This window comes from Chryseobacterium sp. R2ACT005 (assembly GCF_049949215.1).
In the GTDB taxonomy this organism is placed as follows: Bacteria; Bacteroidota; Bacteroidia; order Flavobacteriales; family Weeksellaceae; genus Chryseobacterium.
The window spans coordinates 1,704,316-1,728,424 of the sequence record NZ_CP188192.1 but is presented as its reverse complement, the minus strand read 5'-3'; the positions used below and the strand labels follow the sequence as shown (position 1 = coordinate 1,728,424).

Here is a 24,109-nt window from a genome sequence, read left to right as displayed (position 1 = left end):
GTAACTACTTGTCTTCAAACAACCAAAAGTAACTTCCATCTCCCTTCTTCCATCTTCCAACTCTATCCTCTATCCTCTATCCACTTTGGCCAGCTTATTGTTCGTATTTTTCCAGCAGCAATATTGCGCAAAGCACTACGTTTAATACAAAAGCTTACGAATGGAAATTGAAAGAATTTTACTGAACCAAAGGGATCTTTTTACAACACAGCAGACCAAAAATCTTGCTTTCCGGAAAATGTATCTTGAAAAGCTTAAAAGCCTTATTATTGCTAATGAGAAAATGCTGTATGAAGCGATTAACAAGGATTTTGGAAAATCCGAATTTGATACTTTCACAACAGAGCTATCTTTTATTCTGAATGATATCAATTATTATATCAAGAATTTAAAATCTCTTTCAAAGCCTAAAAAAGTAAGCACCAATCTTGTCAACCAGCTCGGGAGCAGTAAAGTTTATGCAGACCCTCTTGGCTGTGTACTGGTAATCGGAGCCTGGAATTATCCTTATCAGTTATCCCTTTCTCCTGTTATTGCGGCAATGGCAGCCGGAAACTGCTGTATTCTTAAGCCCAGCGAAATTGCTGAAAATACGATGAAGGCGATGGTTTCTATCATCAATGAAAACTTTCCTCCTGAATATCTTTACGTATACGAAGGTGGTATTGATGAAACGACAGCTCTCTTAAAATTAAAATTTGACAAAATATTTTTTACAGGAAGTACAAAGGTTGGAAAGATTGTTTACAAAGCGGCAGCAGAGCATCTTACTCCCATAACACTTGAACTGGGAGGAAAATCTCCGGCTATTGTCACCAAAAATGCCAATCTTGAAATAGCAGCAAAAAGAATTGTATGGGGAAAGTTCCTCAATGCCGGACAAACATGTGTAGCTCCCGATTATCTGTTGGTAGAAGAAACCATTCAGGAGCAATTTCTGGAAATGCTCAGAAAATACATCAAAGAATTTAAATATGAACCAGGCTCAGGGCAATACACAAGAATTATTAATCAAAGAAATTTCCAGCGCCTTATACACCTTATTGATAAAGAAAAAATCTATTCCGGAGGATCTTTTGATGAAGAAAAGCTACACATAGAGCCTACTATTCTGAACCCTATAAACTGGAATGACGAAATCATGCAGGAAGAGATTTTCGGACCTCTCCTGCCGGTTATCAGTTTTCAAAGCTACAATGCAGTTCTCAATTCTGTTTTGGAACTTGAAAAGCCATTGGCTGCCTATCTTTTTACCAATAATTCCGAGGAAAAAGAAATCTTTACACGGAAACTTTCTTTTGGAGGAGGCTGCATCAATGATACGGTAATGCATTTAAGCAATGATCATCTGCCATTTGGAGGGGTGGGAAGTTCAGGAATAGGAAATTATCATGGAAAATACGGTTTTGAAACTTTCTCACATCAAAAAGCTGTTCTTGAAAAAGCCACCTGGGGTGAACCGAACATCAAATATCCACCGTATTCTGAGAAAAAATTAAGCTGGATTAAGAAATTAATGTAATACTCATAGAAATAAAAAAACTGCCTCATTTCTGAAGCAGTTTTTTATTTTATCCTTTTTTAGGAGCCCAGGTAGTAAAGAACTCTTTTACTTTTTCTTTGCTATACCCTTTTCCTTCTTCTAAAACATCACTTTGCTGAACCTTGATCATTTTCCCGTCTTTATCTAAAATAATAAAAACCGGATAGCCAAATTTCTCACCCGGATTCCCATATTGGGCAAAAACCTTTTCATTCTTATTGTCCGGAGAAAAGTTCAGGTGATAGTAGACATAGTTTTTATCCACTATTTCCTTTAATTCAGGAGTAGTTTGTACATAATTATTAAAACGAAGACACCAGATACACCAGTTTCCGCCAGCCTGGATCATAACGTTTTTACCTTCTTTCTTAGCCTGGGCTACCAATTTATTAATATCAGCCTGAGCATCCGCTTTCGGATCATAAGGCTTTGGCAGCTTAGCTTTTTCTTCAGCAGCTTTTTTCTTTGCTTCTAATTCTTTCTGCTCAGTCGGAACTATAAGAGCGTTTTTTTGATTTCCTTTATCAGGTGTATTTTTTACATCCTGTGCAAAAGCGATTACACTTAGTCCCAGGAATGCTAACATTGTCAATTTTTTCATAACATAAAAGTAAAAAAATAATATATATCCCTCTGCAAAAATAGAACCATAATTTTATTATCACTAAATTTGCGTGTTTTATGAATTTTCTAATCAAAATATTATATCTGATCTCCAAACTTCCGCTTAAAATATTGTATATTTTTTCGGACGTGATCTTTTTCCTGAACTATTATCTGGTAGGATACAGAAAAGAGGTAATTACCCAAAATCTGAAAAACTCTTTCCCTGATAAATCGGAAGAAGAAATTAAAGAGATCCGGAAAAAATTCTACCTTAATTTTTCAGATTATCTGGTAGAAACTATCAAATCTTTCAGCATTTCTGAGACAGAAGCCAGGGTGAGAATGCAGCACATCAATCAGGAACTGTTTCATGATGCTAAAAAGGAGGGTAAAAACATTATCCTTCTGGCAGGACATGTCTTCAATTGGGAGTGGATCAATGCATTGGCAAAGATTGTTCCCCAGGCGCATTGCCATCCTGTATACAGAAAGGTAAATAATGACTTCTGGGAGAATCAGATGAGGAAGGTCCGTAATAAATTCGGAAATGAAGCATTGGAAGCCAATGAAGTGATCCTGAATATTTTCAGATCTAAAAACAATGGAGATTCAGCCTATATGTTTGTAGCAGATCAGACTCCTCACTTCGCACATGTCACGTACGGATTAGAGTTCCTGAATCAGAGAACTCCTGCTTTTGTTGGATATGATAAGCTGGCTACCAGAATGGATCTTGTTTTCATCTATTGTGAGATGAAGAAGGTAAAACGTGGTTATTATCAGGTAAATTATCATAGAATATGTCCTGATGGTGAAAAGTTTACTGAAAATGAAGTGGTAAGAAAGTTCCATAAATTATTGGAAAACACATTACACAAAAATCCGGACAACTATCTTTGGTCACACAGAAAATGGAAATACCAGGACTCCATCAAAAATTTTGATTCCGAAAAAAAATAGATTGACATGCAGAAAAAACTGGCAGTTGCCATCTTAAACTGGAACGGCAGAAATTGGCTTGAAAAATTTCTGCCGGGTGTGGTTCAATTTTCTCAGAATGCGGATATTTTTGTTATCGATAATCTTTCTACGGATGATTCCATTGAGTTTTTACAAAAAAATTTCCCCACAGTAACCGTTATTAAAAACGATAAAAACTATGGGTTTGCAGGAGGTTATAATGAAGGGTTGAAAGCCATCTCTAATGAATATTACTGCCTTCTCAATTCTGATGTAGAAGTTACCGAGAACTGGATAGAACCTGCTTTGGAATTATTGGAAAAAAATCCTTCCGTTTCAGCAGTACAGCCTAAAATATTATCTTATCACAATAGAAGCTATTTTGAATTTGCGGGAGCTGCCGGCGGATTGATAGACAACCTTGGATATCCTTATTGCAGAGGCAGGGTTTTTGATGACCTGGAAGAAGATAAAGGACAGTATAATGATGATACAGAGATTTTCTGGGCATCAGGATGCTGCTTTTTCATCCGTTCAAAAGATTTCTGGGAGCAGAATGGTTTTGATGCCAGATTTTTTGCCCATCAGGAGGAAATTGACCTTTGCTGGAGACTCATTAATTCCGGGAAAAAGATTTATTATACGGGAAAATCCAAAGTTTATCATGTAGGTGGTGGTACACTTAACAAACAGAGTGCACAAAAAACTTTTTTAAACATCAGAAATAACCTTTCCATGATGCTTAAGAACCTTCCCTTTCCTCAATTGATCTGGCTGATCTTTTTCAGATTATGTCTGGATGGTGTTGCCGGAGTTTATTTTGGATTAAAACATGGTTTTCCACATCTGTGGGCTGTTGTAAAGGCTCATTTTGGATTTTACAGACAGCTTCCGGGAACATGGAAACTTCGTCAGAAAAGCCAAAAGAATGAGTTCTATCAATCGAAATGGCTTATTTTTAAACACTTTTTAGGTGGCAGATGATAGGTTGCAGGTAATAGGGATTAGGGAAATAAATCTTCTACTATATAAGAACAGAGATTGCTAGTAAAAACATTTATAACTTCAACTAACCTTAAACTTTAAACCTTAAACACTAAACTAAAGAACTAGCAACAATTTATAATTTAAAAACAATGGATTTCTGTGCAATAGATTTTGAAACGGCTACTCATGAGAAAAGTTCAGCTTGTGAGATGGGAATATGTGTGGTACAGGATTCTAAGATTGTTGAGACTAAAACCTGGCTGATCAAACCTCCGAGTTTTCCTTATTTTAATAAATTCAATATTGCGGTGCACGGGATTCAACCGGAAGATGTAAAAGATGCACCTACTTTTGATGAGATATGGTATGAAGCCCAGGATATGATGTACGGAAGCCTTATGATTGCTCATAATGCAGGATTTGATGCTTCTGTTTTAAGAGGATGTTTGGAACATTATGGGATGTTTACTCCCCAGCTCAGCTATTTGTGCAGCATACAGCTTGCCAAGAAGTCATGGAACTACCTTCCAAAATACGGTTTGAAACCTTTGGCAGAATATCATAAAATTGATTTTACCCACCACAGAGCGGGAGCAGATGCTGAAGTATGTGCAAAGATCTCTCTCCTGGCTTTTGAGAAATTGTTTCTCACCAGTAATGATGAAGTAAATGAATATTTGAAAGCGAAAATCAAAAAGCTTTAATAGAACAGATTATTGAACCCGGGTTCTTATTCTACAATCTATCAATCATTACTATTGTACTATTCTGGTACAAAAAAGCTTTAATTACTCAACACTTCAGATAACAGATTGAATTTTGGAATATCAATTTCAAAAGTTTCCTGTGTTTCCAGGTTTTTCACCAGGTATTTTCCGCTCATATTCCCTACTCCGGAACGAAGCATTACATTGGAGAAATAAGAGAAATTTTCATTTGTTCCTATTTCAGGAGTGAGGCCGATTACGCCATCACCTATAATCTCTGTGTATCCAAATCCTACATCAAAAATCAACCATTTTCTTTTCAATACTTTGATAGGAAAGCTTCCGTCATTTTCTATCGTGATATTGTATTTAAAAACGTAACGGTTTTCGGATGGATAACTGTTTTTACTATCATATTCAGGTATTACTGAAACTTTGATATTGGAAGTCATTTTTGAAAACATCATTGTAGCATTTTCTTAATAAATACAAAAATCTCGCCTTTTTTATAAGGCGAGATAATATATTTACATTATAATTTTATTAAAACTATAAACCAAGGCCTTTTCTTTCGTCACCTCCCAATAATATTTCAACTGGATTGTCGATACCTTCTTTTACCGCAACAAGGAATCCTACAGATTCTTTACCGTCGATAATTCTGTGGTCATAAGACATTGCAACGTACATCATTGGTCTGATTACTACCTGTCCGTCAACAGCAACCGGTCTCTGGATAATGTTGTGCATTCCTAAGATTGCAGACTGTGGAGGGTTGATAATTGGCGTAGACATCATAGATCCGAAAGTTCCACCATTTGTAATAGTGAAAGTACCACCAGTCATTTCGTCAACAGTAATTTTACCGTCTCTTACTTTGATAGCAAGATCTTTAATGTTTGCTTCCACGCTTGCGAAAGACATATTTTCAGCATTTCTCAATACTGGAACCATTAATCCTTTAGGACCTGAAACCGCAATTGAAATATCACAGAAATCGTAGTTTACTTTGAAGTCACCGTCGATAGATGCATTTACATCCGGGTACATTTGTAATGCTCTTGTCACCGCTTTAGTAAAGAAAGACATGAAACCAAGTCCAACTCCGTGTTTCTGAGCAAATTCTTCTTTATAAAGCTTTCTTAATCTGAAGATTTCAGACATATCCACTTCGTTGAAAGTCGTCAGCATAGCTGTTTCGTTCTTCACAGAAACCAGTCTTTGTGCGATTTTTCTTCTTAAAACTGAAAGTTTAGTTGTAGTGGTAGTTCTAGCACCTGTAGCTGTCATTGGGCTTCCTCCTAATGCAGGAACAGCCGCTAATTCAGCATCAGTTTTAGTAATTCTTCCGTCTCTTCCTGTTCCTGAAACCTGAGCAGAATCCATTCCTTTTTCATCAAGGATTTTCTTAGCAGCCGGAGATGGAGCTCCTGTTGCATAAGTTTGTGGAGCCGCTACCGGAGCTGCAGGTTTTGGAGCTTCTTGTTTCGCAGGTTCAGCCGCTTTCGGAGCTTCTTCCTGTTTTGGAGCTTCAGCAGCAGGTGCAGCACCTTCTGGTCTTTTAGCATCCATATCAATTAAACAAACTACCTGACCTACCTGTACTACATCACCTTCTTCTGCCTTTAAAGTGATAATACCACTTTGCTCTGCCGGCAATTCAAGAGTTGCTTTATCTGAATCCACTTCGGCGATAGGTTGATCTTTTTCTACATAATCACCATCTTTTACAAGCCAAGTTGCAATTTCAACTTCTGTAATTGATTCGCCCGGTGAAGGAACTTTCATTTCTAAAACTGACATATCGAGTATTTTTTATTTTTTAATTGGATATTATTTAAATTAAGCTGTAACTGGTCTTTTTGCAGGAGCATCATCTCTGTCGAAAACTCTGTTGATCACTGCATTTTGGTTTTTCTCAAACATTTTGTGGCTACCTGGAGCTGGAGCACCGCTTGGTACCGGAGCAACTACCTGGATTCCTGTATCTCTGAAGTTTCTCAGGATATAAGACCAAGCTCCCATGTTTTCAGGTTCTTCCTGAGCCCAAACCAATTGTTTTCTGTTTTCGTATTTGTTGAAGATCGCTTCAATAGCATCTGCCTGAAGTGGATATAACTGCTCAAATCTTACCAATGCAATATTTTCACAGTTTAATTCTTCTTTCTTCGCTAATAATTCGAAGTACAGTTTACCTGAACAAAGAACTACTTTTTCTACTTTTTTAGGATCTGCAGTTGGATCATCCAAGATTGGCTGGAATGTACCGTTTGCAAAATCTTCAATTGGAGAAACCACTTTAGGATGTCTCAGTAAAGATTTAGGACTCATTACGATCAGTGGTTTTCTGAAGCCCCATTTCAACTGTCTTCTCAATAAGTGGAAGTAGTTGGCAGGTGAAGTAATATTAGCGACTACCATGTTTTCATTAGCACAAAGGGTAAGGAATCTTTCCAATCTTGCTGAAGAGTGTTCTGCTCCCTGTCCTTCTGAACCGTGAGGCAATAACATTACCAATCCGTTCTGGATCTTCCACTTTTCTTCGGCTGCGGCAAGATATTGGTCAACAATAATCTGAGCTCCATTTACGAAATCTCCGAACTGAGCTTCCCAGATCGTTAATGTATTTGGAGAAGCCATTGCATATCCGTAATCGAAACCTAGAACACCATATTCTGAAAGGTGAGAGTTGAATACATCAAATCTGCTTTCCGATACGTGTCTTAACGGGATATATTCTTCTTCTGTATCTTCTGTTTTTACTACCGCATGTCTGTGAGAGAAAGTACCTCTTTCTACATCTTCTCCGGAAATTCTTACGTTGTGACCTTCTACAAGTAGTGTTGCATATGCTAACCACTCTCCTAATGCCCAGTCTAATGAATTTCCTTCAATAGCTTTGATACGGTTTTCGAAAAGTCTTGTAATTTTATTGATGAATTTTTTATCAACAGGAAGTGTTGACATTTTCAGCGCTAATTCTTTCAGCTTTGCGGCATCATATTTTGTATCAACCGGCAACTGAACTGCTCCTCTCTTTCCGATTGGGTAGTTAGTCCAGTCTTCAGCCATGAACAGATCCATTACGTTCTTTTCAATTTCCTTTGAAGCATCAAAATCTTTATCCAGAAGAGCTTTGAATTCCGTTTCCATTTTAGCAATTACATCATTGGAAGTAATGCTGTCTTTAAGTAATTTATCTTTATAAATTTCTCTTGGATTCGGGTGTTTTGAAATTGTTTTATATAAGTTAGGCTGAGTGAATCTTGGTTCATCACCTTCATTATGTCCGTATTTTCTATATCCTAAAAGGTCAATATAAACATCTTTTCCGAATTTCGCTCTGAAATCAGCAGCAAAATGGATGGCATGAACAACAGCTTCAGCATCGTCAGCATTCACGTGCATTACAGGAGATTCTGTAACTTTTGCAATATCTGTACAGTATGTTGAAGATCTTGCATCCATATAGTTGGTTGTAAATGAAACCTGGTTATTTACAACGATATGAACCGTACCTCCTGTTCTGTATCCTTCCAGCGTCATCATCTGAGCTACTTCGTAAGCAATACCTTGTCCGGCAATAGCTCCGTCACCGTGAATGATGATTGGCAATACTTTAGAGTAATCTTTGTATTTGTCATCTACTTTTGCACGGCAGATCCCTTCTACCAAAGCAGCCACTGTCTCAAGGTGAGACGGGTTCGGAGTAAGGTTGATACACACTTCTTCTCCTGAAGCAGTTTTGATCTTTTTAGATGATCCTAAGTGATATTTAACATCACCTGAGAATACATCTTCTTCAAACTCCTTCCCTTCAAATTCCGAGAAAATCTGCTTGTAAGATTTCCCGAAAATATTGGTAAGTACGTTTAGTCTACCTCTGTGAGCCATTCCTAACACCACTTCATCCACTCCTAACTGAGAAGATCTTGAGATCAACTGATCTAAAGCCGGAATTAATGTTTCACCTCCTTCTAATGAGAATCTTTTTTGTCCTACAAATTTTGTGTGAAGATAGTTTTCAAATGCAACCGCCTGGTTTAATTTTAATAAAATCTCTGTTTTTTCGTTTGCAGAAAGGCTTGGATGGTTTTCATTTACCTGAAGCCATCTTTTGATGAAATCTTTTTCTTCAACGTTGTTGATGTATGTATATTCTACTCCGATAGAATCGCAGTAGATACTTTCAAGATGTTTGATCAAATCTGCCAATGTAGCAGGCTCTTTCATTCCTGTTTCAACAGCGCAGTTGAATTTTGTATTTAAATCTTCTTTAGAAAGACCGAAATTTTCGATATCTAAAGTAGGTGTATAGTGTCTTCTTTCTCTTACCGGGTTTGTTTTTGTAAAAAGGTGCCCTCTTGTTCTGTAAGCCTCAATAAGGTTTACTACTTTAAATTCTTTCTTGATATGCTCAGGAACTTCTCCGTTTGATACTGCCTGAGAAATCTGTTGTTGAACTGCCGGGGCAGCGCTGGCCGAAGCCTGAATAAACTGGGTGTTATCGTCATCTCCATAGTTCTCTAAAGCAAAATCGAAGCCTTGAAAGAAGGCTTTCCATGATGGTTCTAGGGAGTCTGGGAATTTTAAGTACTGTTGGTATAAATCCTCAATTAATTGAGAATGAGCTGCGTTTAGGAATGAAAATCTGTCCATTATTACAGTTTATCTATTTTATTAAAATTTATTTGTAGAATTAATCTTCAAATTTAATAAAAAAAACCGAGTTAGAACAGTCTGAAACCGTTAAAAAAACTTAAGAAAAAAATAAATAAATAAAAATCACTTATACACTGATAATGAGAGCTTCATGTTCACGTCCTGTCCTTCCATCGGACGTTCAATAAAGGTCTGGCGGATATCCCCGAAGCGCATCTCGTCTTTTTTGGCTTTCTGAATCAGCTGCTGAATTGCCCGAATTCGTCCTTCATAGTTCCCTTTATAGTAGATTACGTAATTTTGAGACGGATTTACGGATCTGAAATTGAAATTATTGTCAGACACTCCAATTTTCTTAGAAAGCGGAATTCCCAGAAAATAAGAAACTTCTTTATCTTTATAATTGTCCGCGTCAGTGATCAGGATGGGATATCCAAATTCATCATCTCTTTTTCCCATATCCATCGTCACAAAGTTATAAGCTTTGTTATAATTCATCACGATATTTTTGTAGAGCGCGTCTTTTTTATTTGAAGTACTTACATTGATCCCAAGCAACAGTTTGTCTTCTTCATTTTCCACCATCAGGCTGTCATATTTGATTGCTGCCATCTGATTGTCTTTTTCTACTTTATTTCCTAAAGAATTTTTAAGATTCGTCATGCTTTTGTCGATATTTTCAGCAAAACGGTCTTCAGTCCAGAAGTTTTCTACTCTTTTCCAGACAGCCAGTTTAGGTGTATGTACGTACCAGATTATTTTTGTTTTTTCTGCAGAAACAGGCTTAAATTTAACATCAACCAGCGTTGGATTTTCATTTTCATCCTCAAAAAGCTGATATTTCAATGTTTTATTAAGGTTCTCATACCGGATAAACATTTCTCCATCGGTATTATTTTTAGCATCTACATAACTGATGGCACTTCCCTGTCCTTCATAAGGCGTATAATAATCAATATCGATAGATTGTGAACTGGTAAAAAAGTTGTTCCATCTTGTAAAGTTCTGCAGATTATTAAATTGGGTAAATACCTTATCTACCGGATAATCAATCTCTTTTTCAATGGTGAAATTTTTACTTTCGTCCACAAAATAGTACATGGAAGCAGCATAAGCTCCCCCCAACAAAACAACGATAAAAGTTAATATCTTAAAAATACGCATCGCACAAAAATAATACAAATAAAAAGAGTGAACAATATGCTGATCACTCTGATTGTATGTTTAACAATAATTAACCTGGTTAAAGGCTGGAAGATGGATGAGGGAAGCTGGAGGTTACTATTTGAAAGAAATCGCTAGTAGACTTCTGATTGAAAATCCAAATAACCTGAAATTCTATATGATAAAACAGGTTATTTCCGCCTTTAATAACTTCCATCTTCTTACTTCTTTCCCGAGTTTCAAGCTTTTATTCTTTTACTTAATTTATTCTTTATTTTTCTCAGAAATTTCCTTCCAGATTTTCACTAAATCTTCCACATATCTTCCCATTATTGGGATTGCCTTATTATCCTTAATATCATAGTATTTTTCGGGAAACTTATATTTTCTTAATTGAGCAATTTGCTCTTCGGATAAATCATATGGTAAATCAAAATTGATAGATTGATCAAAATCTATTTTAGAAGGTGCATATTGGCTAAGTTGATACACTTGCTCCATTTTGAGCTTCACAGGACTTGCCCATCTCCCGTCAGCTGTTTTGTATAAAGGAAAAAATTGATATTTCAAATGAATTAAGTCACCGCAATATTCTCCTACAAAAATTAATATATGATCATAATTTCTAAAATCAAATTCATACATGCTGTTATGGTCATAAGCTGTAAAAACAATTGTTGAAGAGGGATAATGTTCAGAAAATTCCTGTTCAATTTTATATTCAGCTTTATATTCGCTATCCATCATTTCACCACAATATTGTGATCTGTCTACAGAAGTAACATTTATTTTTTTTCCTACGAAAATATATAACTTTGATGGAACTTTCTGATCACATTCTTTATTAGGAATACATGGCGCTGGCTTTAAATTAACCTGAATATTATTCTTTATTATATCTGCAACTTTATATTTTTGGGTAGTATACTTTCTTTTAGAAAAATACAATGTATCTGTAACTTTTGCTGTTATGACATAATTCCCAGCAGAATCTGGTATTGTGGAAAGGTTTTTATTATTAGCTAGCGCATCATAACCTTTCCAGTCATTATTTTCAAATGCTTTGTCTCTAAACTTTCTTATCGTATCATTTATGCTAATTAATATAAGGTTGTTTAAAGAATCCTTGGCTATACCTCGAACAGTAATTGTTTGTGATGTATAGCATTTGGCTGTTAAAGTTGTTAAAATCAGTAGTATTTTAAAAAAGACTTGTTCGTATTTCATCAAGAATGGCTTTCTTTTTTAAATTGTGTTTTTATTAACTAAAAAGAGTGAACAATATGCTGATCACTCTGATTGTATGTTTAACAATAATTAACCTGGTTAAAGGCTGGAAGATGGATGAGGGAAGCTGGAGGTTACTATTCCTTGGATAATTACTAATCATTTTTTGATTAAAAACATTCGACCTTACCTTATAAACATGAATTTTATATGATAAGATTACTGGTTCTACATCAGCTTAATATCTTCCAGCTTCCTTTCTATTATCCGACATGTGTTCCCGGAGCAATTACAGCGCCTTTCTTCACTACAACAATCCCATCCTGTACGGAATAAGTTCCATAGTCGCCATCCGGGATATGCTTTCCTCCGATGATTTTCACATTGTCCCCGATGTAACAGTTTTTATCAAGGATTGCTTTTTCTATATAACAATATTTCCCGATTCCCATATTAGGGCGGCCAGCTCTGTCATTCAGCACAATTTCTGTAGTATTCTGGTAAAAATCGGCTCCCATCACATAGGAATTTACGATGGTGCTTCCTTTGTCTATTCTTGTTCTGTTCCCGATTACTGAATTTTCAATTTTATCAGCCATAATGATACATCCGTCACCAAACACAGCCTTACTTACATAAGAACCGTTGATTTTTGACGGAGGAAGCATCCTTGCTCTGGTATAAATGGGTGAAGAAGAGAAAAGGTTAAACTGCGGCAGATCCAGACAAAGATCCAGATTCGCTTCGTAGAAAGATTCTATAGTTCCGATATCTGTCCAGTATCCTTCATACTGATAGCTTAGTGTCTTGTATTTTCCAATAGAGCTCGGAATGATATCTTTTCCGAAATCATCACCAGCTCCTTCATCAAACATTTTTTTAAGGATAGTCTTGGTGAAAATATAGATTCCCATGGAAGCCAGGAACTCTTTTCCTGTATGTTTATTTTCTGCTGAAACCTCAGATTTCAGACCTTCCAGCATATCATAATCCGGCTTTTCATAGAAAGAGGTGATATTTCCTTCATCATCCGATTTTAAGATCCCAAAACCTGTGGCATCTTTTGCATTGACAGGGATTGTAGCAATAGTAAGATCGCCTCCGTTTTCAATGTGAAAATCAAGCATTTCCCTGAAATCCATCTGATACAGCTGATCTCCTGAAAGAATCAGGATATAGTCATAATCATATTTTTCAAGATGTTTCATCGATTGTCTTACGGCATCTGCAGTTCCCTGATACCAGCTTTCATTTTCTACATTCTGTTCAGCTGCCAGAATATCGACAAAGCCTTTGCTGAAAATATCAAAGTGATAAGAATTCTTAATATGTGAATTGAGAGAAGCAGAATTAAACTGCGTTAAAACCAGAATCTTATTTAATCCAGAATTCAGGCAGTTTGAAATAGGAATATCTACCAACCTGTATTTTCCCGCGATAGGCACAGCCGGTTTTGATCTGGAATACGTTAACGGGAATAATCTTGTTCCCCTGCCTCCTCCTAAAACTATGGAGATTACATTTCGATTCATAAATATCTTGCGTTTTTTATTGAGTTTATTGTTTTGTTCTTAGTGTTCACCGCTACTTTAAAACATTCTTTATTTTTATTGTATCAGCTATTATATAAAGCTATGTATTTTTCTGCAGATTTCTCCCATGCAAAGTCAAAATTCATGTTGGCATGAATAAGATCTTCCATCACTCCTTTTTGGTTATAAATGCCCAGCGCCCTGTTCATCGCATGTACAATATCATCTACTCCAGGATAAGTAAAGTTAAGTCCTGCACCTCCGGTTGAGATATCTTCTACGGTATCTCTGAGCCCTCCCGTATATCTTACTACAGGAACAGTTCCGTATCTCATGGAATACATTTGATTCAATCCGCAAGGTTCTACTCTTGAAGGCATCAGAAGGAAATCTGCCGATGCATAGATCTTATGGGAAAGATGTTCTTTATATCCCAGATCCAGAGCAAAGTTGGTATAGGTATAATCGTATTCCTTTAGCTTATTCTCAATATAGGTATTTCCAGACCCGAGAATCATAATATTTAAAGCTCCATAACTTTGTTTAATGCTTTTCCATACTACATCCGGTAAAAAATCGGCTCCTTTTTCTGTAGCAAACCTTCCAATAAAGGCAAATAAAGGCAGTTCCGGCTTCAATCCATATTCTTTGCAGAGTTGTTGTTTATTTTTCTTCTTTTGGGCGACTGCATTTTTACTGTTAAAATTAAAATCCAGCATCGGATCGGTTTCCGGATTCCAGACTTCAGTGTCGATACCATTGATAATTCCGTATGCTTTTCCAAATTCCTGGCGAACAAGGCTTTCCAATCCGCGGAAACTTATAAAAAGTTCTTCCAGATATCCTTCTGAAACGGTGGTAAAGGCATCAGCACATTTAATCATACTGGCCAGAGGATTTATGAATCCGTTCCAATCCATCAGTCCCCATTTATAAGAATCAAAAGACGGCATATAGTGCGCCATCCCCCAACTCATCGTTCCCTGATATTCTCCGTTGTGGATAGTTCCTATTGTTTTCACTCCTTTTAAAAATTCAAATTCCCGGCAGTGTTCTACCATAAAGGGAACCAGTCCGGTGTGATAATCATGACAATGTAAAACATCTGGACGAATTTCCATGGCACACAGCCAGTGTAACACTCCATGCTGGAAGGCGATAAACTGGAAACTTTCGTCCTGATATCCATAAGGATTGTCTCTGTCTAATAATCCGGGGATTCTCACCATATACAGTTCAAACCCCAGAGCGTTTGTCTTTTCTTTCAACACCTGAACCTGCAGCATATTGGTTCCCTGATGAATAAATCCATCAAAAACCAAATCAAATTCATGATCATATATAAAGGGCTTGTTGTACCATGGTATTACTACTTTAGCTTCTACTCCTTTTATTTTATTCTGATATTTTGGCAGCGCTCCTACTACATCCGCAAGACCGCCTACTTTTGCTACAGGATAACATTCTGTACTTAAATGATAAACAACCATTCCTTATCTCTTGTGTTTAATTCTGTGTAATTTATACTTTTTATCTTTCTTCTGTCTTAAAATAATTCCTGCCAAGGGCGGTAGTTTTACAGTCATTGATTTCGGATATCCCCGCCATTCTTCATGCTTCTCTTCCAGTATTTCAGGTTCTACTCCGCTTCCGCTGTATTTTTCATCATCAGAATTTAAAACAACCTCCCAATGAGTTCCTGCAGGAATCCCTATTTTATAATCCAGTACTTTTGGAGCCAGGTTCAAAGCTACCATAGCCACATCATCTTTCCGTTTTCCTTTTCTCAGGTATATATACACTGAGTTTTCCAGATCATCTGCTTCTACCCATTCAAAACCATGTTTATCAAACTGGTTTTCATAAAAGGCAGAGTCTGATGTATACAGGTGATTCAGTTCCTTAACGATTTCCTGCATTCCTTTATGAACAGGATATTTCAGCAAATGCCAGTCCAGGCTTCTGGTAAAGTTCCATTCACTGGTCTGCCCGAATTCATCCCCCATGAAAAGCAGTTTGGCTCCGGGATGGGTATACATATATACATATAAGGCCCGCAGATTGGCAAATTTCTGCCATTCGTCCCCTTTCATTTTATAGATCAGACTTGCTTTTCCGTGTACCACTTCATCGTGTGACAAAGGCATCATATAATTTTCATTATACATATACATAGAAGCAAACGTCAGTTTATGGTGATGGAATTTACGGTTAGGAAAATCTTCTTTAAAATAATCCAGCGTATCATGCATCCAGCCCATCATCCATTTCATCCCAAAGCCTACACCTCCATCGTGAACAGGTTTTGTAAGCATGGGAAAATCTGAGCTTTCTTCTGCTATGGTCATTATACTATTTCCGAATTCCTTATAGACTGCAGTATTAAATTCCTGCAGAAATGTTTTTGCTTCCAGATTTACATTGGTTCCATAGATGTTCGGTTCCCATTCGCCCTCATTTCTTGAATAATCCAGATGCAGCATTGAAGTTACGGCATCTACACGCAATCCATCAGCATGGTAGCGGTCCAGCCAGAACATGGCATTAGAGATCAGAAAAGATTTCACTTCATTTCTCCCGTAGTTGAAAATATGTGACTTCCAATCAGGATGAAACCCTTTTCTCGGATCTTCATGTTCATAAAGATAGGAACCATCGAAGCGGTGAAGACCATTAGCATCTCCGGGAAAATGAGACGGAACCCAATCCAGAATAACGCCTATATTATTTTTATGAAGTTCATCAATGAGAAACATCAGATCCTGTGGTGAACCGAAGCGTGAAGTCGCCGCGTAAAAACCTGTAATCTGATATCCCCAGCTTGGATCGTACGGATACTCCATTACAGGCATGAACTCTACGTGGGTAAACCCCATTTCTCTGACATAAGGAACCAGCTTTTCTGCAATATCCCGGTAATTTAAAAACTGTCCAGGATTATCACCTTCCCTCACCCATGAGCCAAGGTGCAGTTCATACACTGATATAGGAGCTTCCAGCCTGTTTTTTTCCCAGCGGCTATCCATCCATTCCTTGTCATTCCATTCATACCAGGTGGTGGAAACCAAAGAAGCTGCCTGAATATTCTGTTCCCAGCTTACCGCATAAGGATCGCTTTTTTCCAGAATCTCGCCTCTTGGTGTTTCAATGGCATATTTATATAATGTTCCCCAGGTTAAGCCTTCAATAAATCCTTCCCAAATTCCAGATCCGTCCCATCTTGGAAACAAAATGTGATCTTTATGATTCCAGTTATTAAAATTTCCAATAACGGAAACTTTCTTTGCATTGGGTGCCCACACTGAAAAGTACACGCCTTTCACGCCATCTTTTTCTGCAGAATGTGCTCCAAATTTACCATACAGCTTATAATGTCTACCTTCTTTGAAAAGATACACATCATGATCGGTGAAAAGCGTGTAGGTTTTAACAGAATTCATCAAGATCAGTTTATATTTATAATTTGCCTGAAACTACGAAAAATACTGACAATAGCGATTAATAATTCATCAAATAATTATCAATACCATTTCGTGTTTTGTCTTTCTATCAAATATATCATTTTTTACCTCACATTTTTATGATTTCAAAACAATCTTTTTTTATAAATTTAGCATCACTATTTTTATTAAACACATACGATGAGGTTTGAACTTTATACAGAAGAAAAAGACGACAGACCGGTATTTATCACCGGAAATTTCAACAGCTGGAATCCTAAAGATTACAATTTCCAGCTCCAACAAACAGATCCCTCCAATTATTTTATAGAAATTGAAGACCAGATACTTGCCGAAGAAATTGACTATAAATTCACAAAGGGAGGCTGGGAGAATGTGGAGCTGGATGAATATGGAAATATCACTCCCAACCGGAAAGTAAAAAAAGCAGCTGGCAAAACTTCGGATACTGTAAAAAAATGGAGATTAAACTGGGGCCCGTTCAAAGAAGAATATTATCCCATTGCTGAAATAATTTCCGAAAATTTTTATATCCCGCAGCTTGACCGCCACCGTAAAGTTTGGGCACTGCTTCCCTACGATTATCATACAACGGATAAGCGATATCCTGTTTTATATCTTCAGGATGCCCAGAACTTATTCAATGAAGGGAGCGGCTTCGGAAACTGGGAAATTGATAAGAAGCTGTCTATCCTTGCAGAATATGGCCGTGGTGACCTTATCATCATTGCTATAGAACATGGCAGCGAGGAAAGAATTAAAGAATATATTTTCGATAATGATCATGTAGCCAATGGTTCTGAGGGAAAAAAATACATCCGTTTTATTGCAGATACTTTAAAACCTTTTGTGGATGAAAATTACAGAACAAAAAAAGACCGTGACAATACCGGAATCGGGGGCAGCTCATTAGGGGCACTCATCAGTATATACAGTGGATTTCTTTATCCTGAAGTGTATTCCAAGTTATTGATATTCTCTCCTTCACTGTGGGTTGAGCCCAACAACAATTTCCCGATGATGAATTTCCGGATTCCTTTTAAAACAAAAATTTATCTTTATGGAGGCGGTCAGGAAGGATCTAAAATGGTCAAAAGGATTCATATTTTTGAAGAATATCTGAAAAGATGGGAAGAGAAAAAGCTGTTTGATTTTGAGTTCAAGACCAATATCAATCCTGAGGGCACTCATAATGAATTTTACTGGTCACAGGAGTTTCCAAGGGCCATTGAATGGCTATTCTACGATAATACTGAAAACCCTGTAGAAGTAAAACCACAACAACAAAGCATTAAAAACTAAGCCAGCAAAATTGCTGAAGAAGATTTTCGGACAGACAAGAACAAATGAAGAAGACGATTGTCTATGATCTTAGAAAAATATAATATCTACTTATGAAACTAATTAATAAAAAAAACAAAAATTACACTCAGGTCTTCCACGTATTTACAGAGGAAGAATGGACAAAATCCAGTAAAAATTTCAATAAAAACATTTCTACTTTTTTTACGGGAAAGAAGTATGAAGTTTTCATCAATGCTCATGAAGAAGGAATTACCTATTTTATTGGATTAGGAAAATCTACGTTACAGAATTTTGAAATCCAGCAGGTTGCAGCAAAATTTTCACAAACACAGAAAGAAAAACTGCAGGCAGTGCCTACATTAGCTCTGGCAGATTTCATGAATGAAAAACAGTTTGAGGAATTTGTAAAAGGACTTTTAGCTGGAACTTACAACTATCCTTTCGATAAGAAACATGTTTTCTGGAATGTAAAATTTGAATTGCATTTTGAAAATTTAAGCCAGAAAAAACTAGATCATATCAGTCAGAAAACCGAAGCCCTTATTAACGGGCAGACTGCCTGTCAGGACTGGCTCAACAAACCTGCCAATCTTAAAAAACCGGATATTTTAAGTGCATATCTTAAAAATCTGGCAAAAAAACATGAGCTAAAATATACCGTATTTAACAGAAAGAAATGTGAAGAGCTTGGGTTGGGTGCTTACCTATCAGTCAATCAGGGAAGTGCTTATGATGCTGCGTTCACTATTTTAGAATACAAAACTACGGTTAAAAATGCCAAGACTTTCGGACTGGTAGGAAAATGTATTTTGTTTGATACTGGAGGAATATCAATAAAAAGCTCTGCCAATCTGCATTATATGAAGTCTGATATGGGAGGCGCTACAGCTGTTTTGGGTACTTTGATTTATGCTGCAGAAATGCAGCTTCCTGTGAACATCATTGCTGTTCTTCCTATTACAGATAATGCTGTTTCTGAAAAAGCCCTGCTTCCGAGTGATGTGATCACAGCCTACAACGGAAAAACCATTGAAGTACTTGATACCGATGCCGAAGGTCGTTTAATCCTTGCAGACGGATTATCTTACCTTTCCAAAAACTACAAAACAGACTTTCTGATTGACCTGGCTACTTTAACAGGAAGCTCTGTACGCATGTTTGGAGATACCTGTGCCGCGATGTTCTCCAATAATGAGGAACTGAAAAATAATCTGATAAAAACTGGAGATCAAACCAATCAGAGAGTTTGGAATCTTCCTTTATGGGATGTGTGGAAGGACGACATTCAGTCTGATGTAGCCGATATGAAAAACATCTCCTTAAAACCGATCGGAGATTGTATTATTGCAGCAAAATTCTTAGAGCAATTCATTGAAAACCATCCTAAATGGGCACATTTGGATATTGCAGGAGTAGCCTTTGGGAATGTAGGCTACGCCAAGGAAAAAGCAGCAACAGGTTATGGGGTTCAACTCCTTGTGGATTTAATTGAAAATTATCATTAAAAATTAGTTTTTTACAAAAAAACTCTGTATAATTGATTAGTGAATTTTCAAAAACGCACGATATTACATTTTTTAATATTAATAAAACAATAAATAAATGTTTTTATTTTTTAAAATTCACTAAAAATTAAAAAACATTATATGGAGAAGAAAACTATTGTGTGTATTTCGTGCTATTACAAAGGCTACGATTTTATGGACGAAATGAAGAATCTCGGCAATAAAATCATCTTAGTAACCTCAGAAAATCTTAAGGAAAAAAACTGGCCCTGGCATGCAATTGATGAGGTATTTTATATGCCGGAACTCAAGCCGTCTGTATGGAATCTGGAGCATCTGATTCAGGGATTTTCCCACCTGATGAAAACCAGAAAAGTAGATGCTGTAGTAGCATTGGATGATTATGACGTAGAAAAAGCGGCATTAATCAGGGAAACATTCCGTATTCCGGGAATGGGACAGACTACACACCGGTATTTCAGGGATAAACTGGCTATGCGCCAAAAAGCAAAAGATTCAGAGATCAGCGTTCCCGAATTTACAGCTGTATTCAATGATCATGAAGTCAATGAATTTACAGACCATGTTCCTGCACCATGGGTACTGAAACCCCGCTCTGAAGCTTCAGCATCAGGAATCAAGAAAATAACTTCCAAGGAACAACTTTATGAGGCACTGGAGACACTGGGAGAAGAACGTCATCTTTTTTTACTGGAAAGTTTTAAGCCCGGAGACGTTTACCATGTGGACAGCCTTACTTTTAATAAAAAAATTGTATTTACTTCTGCCTCAAAATACCTTGCTCCTCCTATGCAGGTTTCCCATGAAGGCGGAGTATTCAGATCTAAAACTTTAGGAAGATATTCCGAGGAGTTTAAGGCATTGGAAGAAATTAATGCCCGAGTTCTTTCCAATTTCGGATTGATTAATGGTGCCACCCATACAGAATTTATCCAAGGAAAAGAAGATGGAAAATGGTATTTTCTTGAAACCTCATCAAGGGTTGGCGGTGCTCATATTCCAGACCTGGTAGAGGCCTCAAGCGGTATTAATATCTGGAGAGAATGGGCTAAAATTGAAGATGCACTTCTGAGAAGAAATGATTACAGTGTTTCACCACCTACAGGATATTACTCAGGGCTTATTGTTGCGCTGATTAAAGATAAGGAACCGGATTACAGCAATTTTGAATGTGAAGAAGTTGTAAAATTCCTTCCGATAGATTATCATGTCGGAATTGTTTACAAATCCGGAGATGCCTCCATTGTGCAGGACAGACTGGATTCTGCTGCAGATATGATTCATGCAGATATGCTGAACATTCTGCCTCCAAAAGGCAACAAACTGAGTTCCTAAAAATAAAGAGTGACATTGATATTCAAAATGTTATTGAATTCATAATATATAATCTGCCGGAAGATTCCATACTAAAATGTAATTTAGAGAGTATAAGTTCTGGAAAATGGCAAGACATATTATCAGTTCGTTGACTCAACTTTTAGAAAAAAGATCAGCCTGGAGGAATTGAATTTATCAAATAGAAGTACAGTATTAAAATTAAACAAGGAAAAATGCCTCATATAGAACATACAGAATATTATTCAAATATATTGGGAACAAGTCTCAAGGTAGAAGTGACCGGGCATTACGGCCACCCTATTATTATGTTTCCTACTTCCCAGGGACAATACACTCAAAATCATGATTTTCATCTTAACGGAAGTATCAACTGGTTTATAGAACAGGGAAAAGTAAAGCTTTACAATGTTCAGACCATCGACAGCTGGAGTTTTTATGATGACAAAATATCTCCTCAGCAAAGAATAAGAAATTATGAACGGTATGTACAGTTTCTGATCAAGGAATTTGTTCCCTATATTCAGAAACTTCATAAAACCCATCGCGTAGCAGTAGCCGGAGCAAGTTTTGGAGGCTATCACGCTGCCAATTTTGCTTTCAGATTTCCTGATGTGGTTTCTCATCTGTTTTGCCTTTCCGGAGCGTTCAGCATAAGAAATTTCATGGATGGCTATTCTGATGAAATCGTATATTTCAACTGCCCCAGGGAATTTGTAAGAAACGATGAAGCCTGGAAATACAAACACATGCATATTGTACTCAGTACTTCTGATCAGGATATCTGCAAAGAAAAAAATGTTGAAATGTCCGAAATTTTAAGGCTGAAAGGAATCGATTTCTGGTATGACGAAAGAAAATGGATAGGGCACGACTGGCCACTGTGGAGAATGGTCTTCCCAACCTTTATAGGAACATTTTTCTCTTAAACACAATAAAAAAGACAAATAGAAAAAAATATACACCCATCTTAAAAAACAAAAATTATGACAAAAAAAGTAGGAATTCTTTTCGGTATGGAAGACACGTTTCCCTGGGCATTTATAGATAAAGTGAATGAACTGGGAGGTGGAGATATCATAGCTGAACCCGTTACCATCGATAAATTAGAACAGGGTGCAGATTATGGGTATGCGGTAATCATCGACAGAATTTCACAGGACGTTCCCTTTTACAGAGCTTACCTGAAAAATGCCGCACTCAATGGCACTTATGTAATCAACAATCCGTTTTGGTGGAGTTCTGATGAGAAGTTTTTCAACAATGCCCTGATGTCTAAACTGGGAATCCCACTTCCTAAGACTGTTCTGCTTCCGTCACACGAAAGGCCAGACAACACTTCTGAAACTTCATTCAGAAACCTGAAATTTCCACACGACTGGGAATATATCTTTAATTATGTAGGATTTCCGGCATACATGAAACCTCACGACGGTGGTGGCTGGAAAAACGTATACAGAGTAGAAAACCCGGATGACCTTTGGAACAAATTAGGCGAAACCGAACAGCTGGTGATGATGGTACAGGAAGAAATAATCTTTGATGATTATTACAGAGTGTACTGTTTGGGCAGAAAGTATGTTCACATCATGCCTTACGAACCGAGAAATGCCCCTCATCTGAGATATGCCACTACTCATCAGACACAAGGTGAAGAACTTGAAAAACTACTGAAAACTATTCATGATTATACCATTACCATGAATGAAGCATTAGGATATGATTTCAATACGGTAGAATTTGCAGTGAGAGACGGTATTCCTTATGCAATTGATTTTTGCAACCCGGCTCCGGATGCAGACCGAAATTCTGTAGGAGAAGAAAATTTTGCATGGATTATAGAACATGCTGCAAAACTGGCTATAGAAAAAGCTAAAGAATATGTTCCTGGGAAACCTAATATTACTTGGGGAACCTTTGTGAAAGATTCCATAAAATAACATTGAAAAGAAATAAAAAACACAAAAAAAATGCATCATCAGTTTACTATTGGAATTGAAGAAGAATATCAGATCATTGATGTAGAAAGCAGAGATCTGGTTTCTCACGTTTCAAAAATCATCGAAGGCGGCAAAGCGGTTTTAAGTGAAAATTTAAAACACGAAATGCACGAATCTATGATTGAAATGGAAACAGGGATCTGCCAGAATATTCAGGAAGCCAGAGCAGAATTGACGAATTTAAGACGTCATCTTATCAACATCGCTCATGAACAGGGGCTTCGCGTTTCCGGAGGAGGTACTCACCCATTCTCTCATTGGTCAGATAACAATATCACACAGGGAGAAAGATACATCAAAATCGTGGACGACATGGGAGATGTAGCCCGTGAAAACCTTATTTTCGGACTGCACGTCCACATTGGAATTCCTAATCGTGAAGAAGGGGTAAGAATTCAGAATGTAATGCGTTACTTTCTTCCTCACGTGTATGCTCTTTCTACCAATTCGCCATTCTGGATTGGAAGATACACAGGATTTAAATCTTACAGACAGGAAATCTTTGTGAAATTCCCGAGAACCGGTATCCCGAGTTATTTTAACTCTCTGGCAGAATTCGACAGTTATGTAGATCTTCTTGTGAAAACAGGAACCATCGACAATGCCAAGAAAATATGGTGGGACTTACGTGTTCATCCGTTCTACCCTACGATTGAATTCAGAATTTGTGATATGCCACTGAGAATTGATGAAACGGTATGTCTTGCTGCCATTATGCAATGCCTTGTTGCTAAAATCTATAAACTTCACCAGCAAAATCTGAGCTTCAGAAGTTATAGAAGACTGCTGTTGAACGAAAATAAATGGCGTGCTTCCAAAAGCGGTATTGAAGCCCATCTGATCGATTTCGGAAAAGAAGAATCTGTTCCTTATCCTCATTTATTGAAAGAACTTTTAGAGTTTATTGATGATGTGGTAGACGATTTGGGATGCCGCCATGAAGTGGAATATGCCTGGAAAATTCTGGAAAACGGAACCGGTGCAGACAGGCAGCTTCAGATCTTTAAGGAAACAGGGGATCTCACGAAAGTTGTTGATTATATGATCTCTGAAACAGAGTATGGCATAACACATGGTGAAACTGCTTCATAATA

Annotated in this window: 19 protein-coding genes; 10 read left to right on the top strand and 9 right to left on the bottom strand. The window is 37.1% G+C overall.

From position 1 onward, the window contains the following. The first annotated feature begins 160 nt into the window (after positions 1–160). Positions 161–1,522 (top strand): aldehyde dehydrogenase, encoded by a 1,362-nt coding sequence (locus ACPF63_RS07945; protein ID WP_426482620.1) that lies wholly within the window; start codon positions 161–163, stop codon positions 1,520–1,522. 49 nt (positions 1,523–1,571) lie between these two features. Here ACPF63_RS07945 and ACPF63_RS07940 read toward each other — a convergent pair whose 3' ends face one another. Next, positions 1,572–2,144, bottom strand: coding sequence for a thioredoxin family protein (locus tag ACPF63_RS07940; RefSeq protein ID WP_426482619.1), 573 nt, complete (start codon positions 2,142–2,144; stop codon positions 1,572–1,574). 80 nt (positions 2,145–2,224) lie between these two features. Here ACPF63_RS07940 and ACPF63_RS07935 point away from each other — a divergent pair, with 80 nt between their 5' ends. From ACPF63_RS07935 to ACPF63_RS07925, 3 genes are all read left to right on the top strand, one after another. Further along, positions 2,225–3,109, top strand: coding sequence for a lysophospholipid acyltransferase family protein (locus ACPF63_RS07935; RefSeq protein WP_047385298.1), 885 nt, complete (start codon positions 2,225–2,227; stop codon positions 3,107–3,109). A gap of 6 nt (positions 3,110–3,115) precedes the next feature. After that, positions 3,116–4,093, top strand: coding sequence for a glycosyltransferase family 2 protein (locus ACPF63_RS07930; RefSeq protein ID WP_426482618.1), 978 nt, complete (start codon positions 3,116–3,118; stop codon positions 4,091–4,093). A 152-nt stretch (positions 4,094–4,245) separates the two neighbouring features. After that, the gene (locus ACPF63_RS07925) at positions 4,246–4,800 is read left to right on the top strand and encodes a 3'-5' exonuclease (protein WP_047385300.1); all 555 of its coding nucleotides are present in this window, start codon (positions 4,246–4,248) and stop codon (positions 4,798–4,800) included. Between the two features lie 80 nt (positions 4,801–4,880). Here ACPF63_RS07925 and apaG read toward each other — a convergent pair whose 3' ends face one another. The 8 genes from apaG to glgB form a co-directional block, all read right to left on the bottom strand. After that, positions 4,881–5,270 (bottom strand): Co2+/Mg2+ efflux protein ApaG, encoded by a 390-nt coding sequence (gene apaG, locus ACPF63_RS07920; protein WP_077416907.1) that lies wholly within the window; start codon positions 5,268–5,270, stop codon positions 4,881–4,883. An 82-nt stretch (positions 5,271–5,352) separates the two neighbouring features. Beyond that, positions 5,353–6,606 carry a 2-oxoglutarate dehydrogenase complex dihydrolipoyllysine-residue succinyltransferase gene (gene odhB / locus ACPF63_RS07915; protein ID WP_077416905.1) on the bottom strand — a complete coding sequence of 418 codons (1,254 nt, stop codon included), beginning with the start codon at positions 6,604–6,606 and terminating at the stop codon, positions 5,353–5,355. 39 nt (positions 6,607–6,645) lie between these two features. Next, positions 6,646–9,462, bottom strand: coding sequence for a 2-oxoglutarate dehydrogenase E1 component (locus ACPF63_RS07910; protein ID WP_426482617.1), 2,817 nt, complete (start codon positions 9,460–9,462; stop codon positions 6,646–6,648). A 126-nt stretch (positions 9,463–9,588) separates the two neighbouring features. Continuing rightward, entirely contained in the window at positions 9,589–10,629 is a 1,041-nt protein-coding gene (locus ACPF63_RS07905; RefSeq protein WP_077416902.1) for an SRPBCC domain-containing protein, read from the bottom strand. Between the two features lie 264 nt (positions 10,630–10,893). Then, positions 10,894–11,856, bottom strand: a complete 963-nt coding sequence (locus ACPF63_RS07900; protein ID WP_426482616.1) for a hypothetical protein — start codon at positions 11,854–11,856, stop codon at positions 10,894–10,896. A 263-nt stretch (positions 11,857–12,119) separates the two neighbouring features. Continuing rightward, positions 12,120–13,388 (bottom strand): glucose-1-phosphate adenylyltransferase, encoded by a 1,269-nt coding sequence (locus tag ACPF63_RS07895; protein WP_047385305.1) that lies wholly within the window; start codon positions 13,386–13,388, stop codon positions 12,120–12,122. Between the two features lie 83 nt (positions 13,389–13,471). Then, the gene (locus ACPF63_RS07890) at positions 13,472–14,878 is read right to left on the bottom strand and encodes a glycogen synthase (RefSeq protein ID WP_426482615.1); all 1,407 of its coding nucleotides are present in this window, start codon (positions 14,876–14,878) and stop codon (positions 13,472–13,474) included. Between the two features lie 3 nt (positions 14,879–14,881). Next, a complete protein-coding gene (gene glgB / locus ACPF63_RS07885; RefSeq protein ID WP_426482614.1) occupies positions 14,882–16,828 on the bottom strand; it encodes a 1,4-alpha-glucan branching protein GlgB in 1,947 nt (648 codons plus the stop codon). Between the two features lie 201 nt (positions 16,829–17,029). Between glgB and ACPF63_RS07880 the strand changes: the two genes are divergently transcribed. From ACPF63_RS07880 to ACPF63_RS07855, 6 genes are all read left to right on the top strand, one after another. After that, entirely contained in the window at positions 17,030–18,151 is a 1,122-nt protein-coding gene (locus ACPF63_RS07880) for an alpha/beta hydrolase-fold protein (RefSeq protein ID WP_426482613.1), read from the top strand. Positions 18,152–18,243: 92 nt separating this feature from the next. After that, entirely contained in the window at positions 18,244–19,659 is a 1,416-nt protein-coding gene (locus ACPF63_RS07875; protein ID WP_426482612.1) for a leucyl aminopeptidase family protein, read from the top strand. Positions 19,660–19,800: 141 nt separating this feature from the next. Continuing rightward, the gene (locus tag ACPF63_RS07870) at positions 19,801–21,015 is read left to right on the top strand and encodes an ATP-grasp domain-containing protein (protein ID WP_426482611.1); all 1,215 of its coding nucleotides are present in this window, start codon (positions 19,801–19,803) and stop codon (positions 21,013–21,015) included. 215 nt (positions 21,016–21,230) lie between these two features. After that, positions 21,231–21,944: an alpha/beta hydrolase-fold protein gene (locus ACPF63_RS07865; RefSeq protein ID WP_077416890.1), complete on the top strand. Its 714-nt coding sequence runs from the start codon at positions 21,231–21,233 to the stop codon at positions 21,942–21,944. A 57-nt stretch (positions 21,945–22,001) separates the two neighbouring features. Then, the gene (locus ACPF63_RS07860) at positions 22,002–22,955 is read left to right on the top strand and encodes an ATP-grasp domain-containing protein (protein WP_426482610.1); all 954 of its coding nucleotides are present in this window, start codon (positions 22,002–22,004) and stop codon (positions 22,953–22,955) included. 30 nt (positions 22,956–22,985) lie between these two features. Next, positions 22,986–24,107 carry a carboxylate-amine ligase gene (locus ACPF63_RS07855; RefSeq protein WP_047385313.1) on the top strand — a complete coding sequence of 374 codons (1,122 nt, stop codon included), beginning with the start codon at positions 22,986–22,988 and terminating at the stop codon, positions 24,105–24,107. Positions 24,108–24,109: the final 2 nt, after the last annotated feature.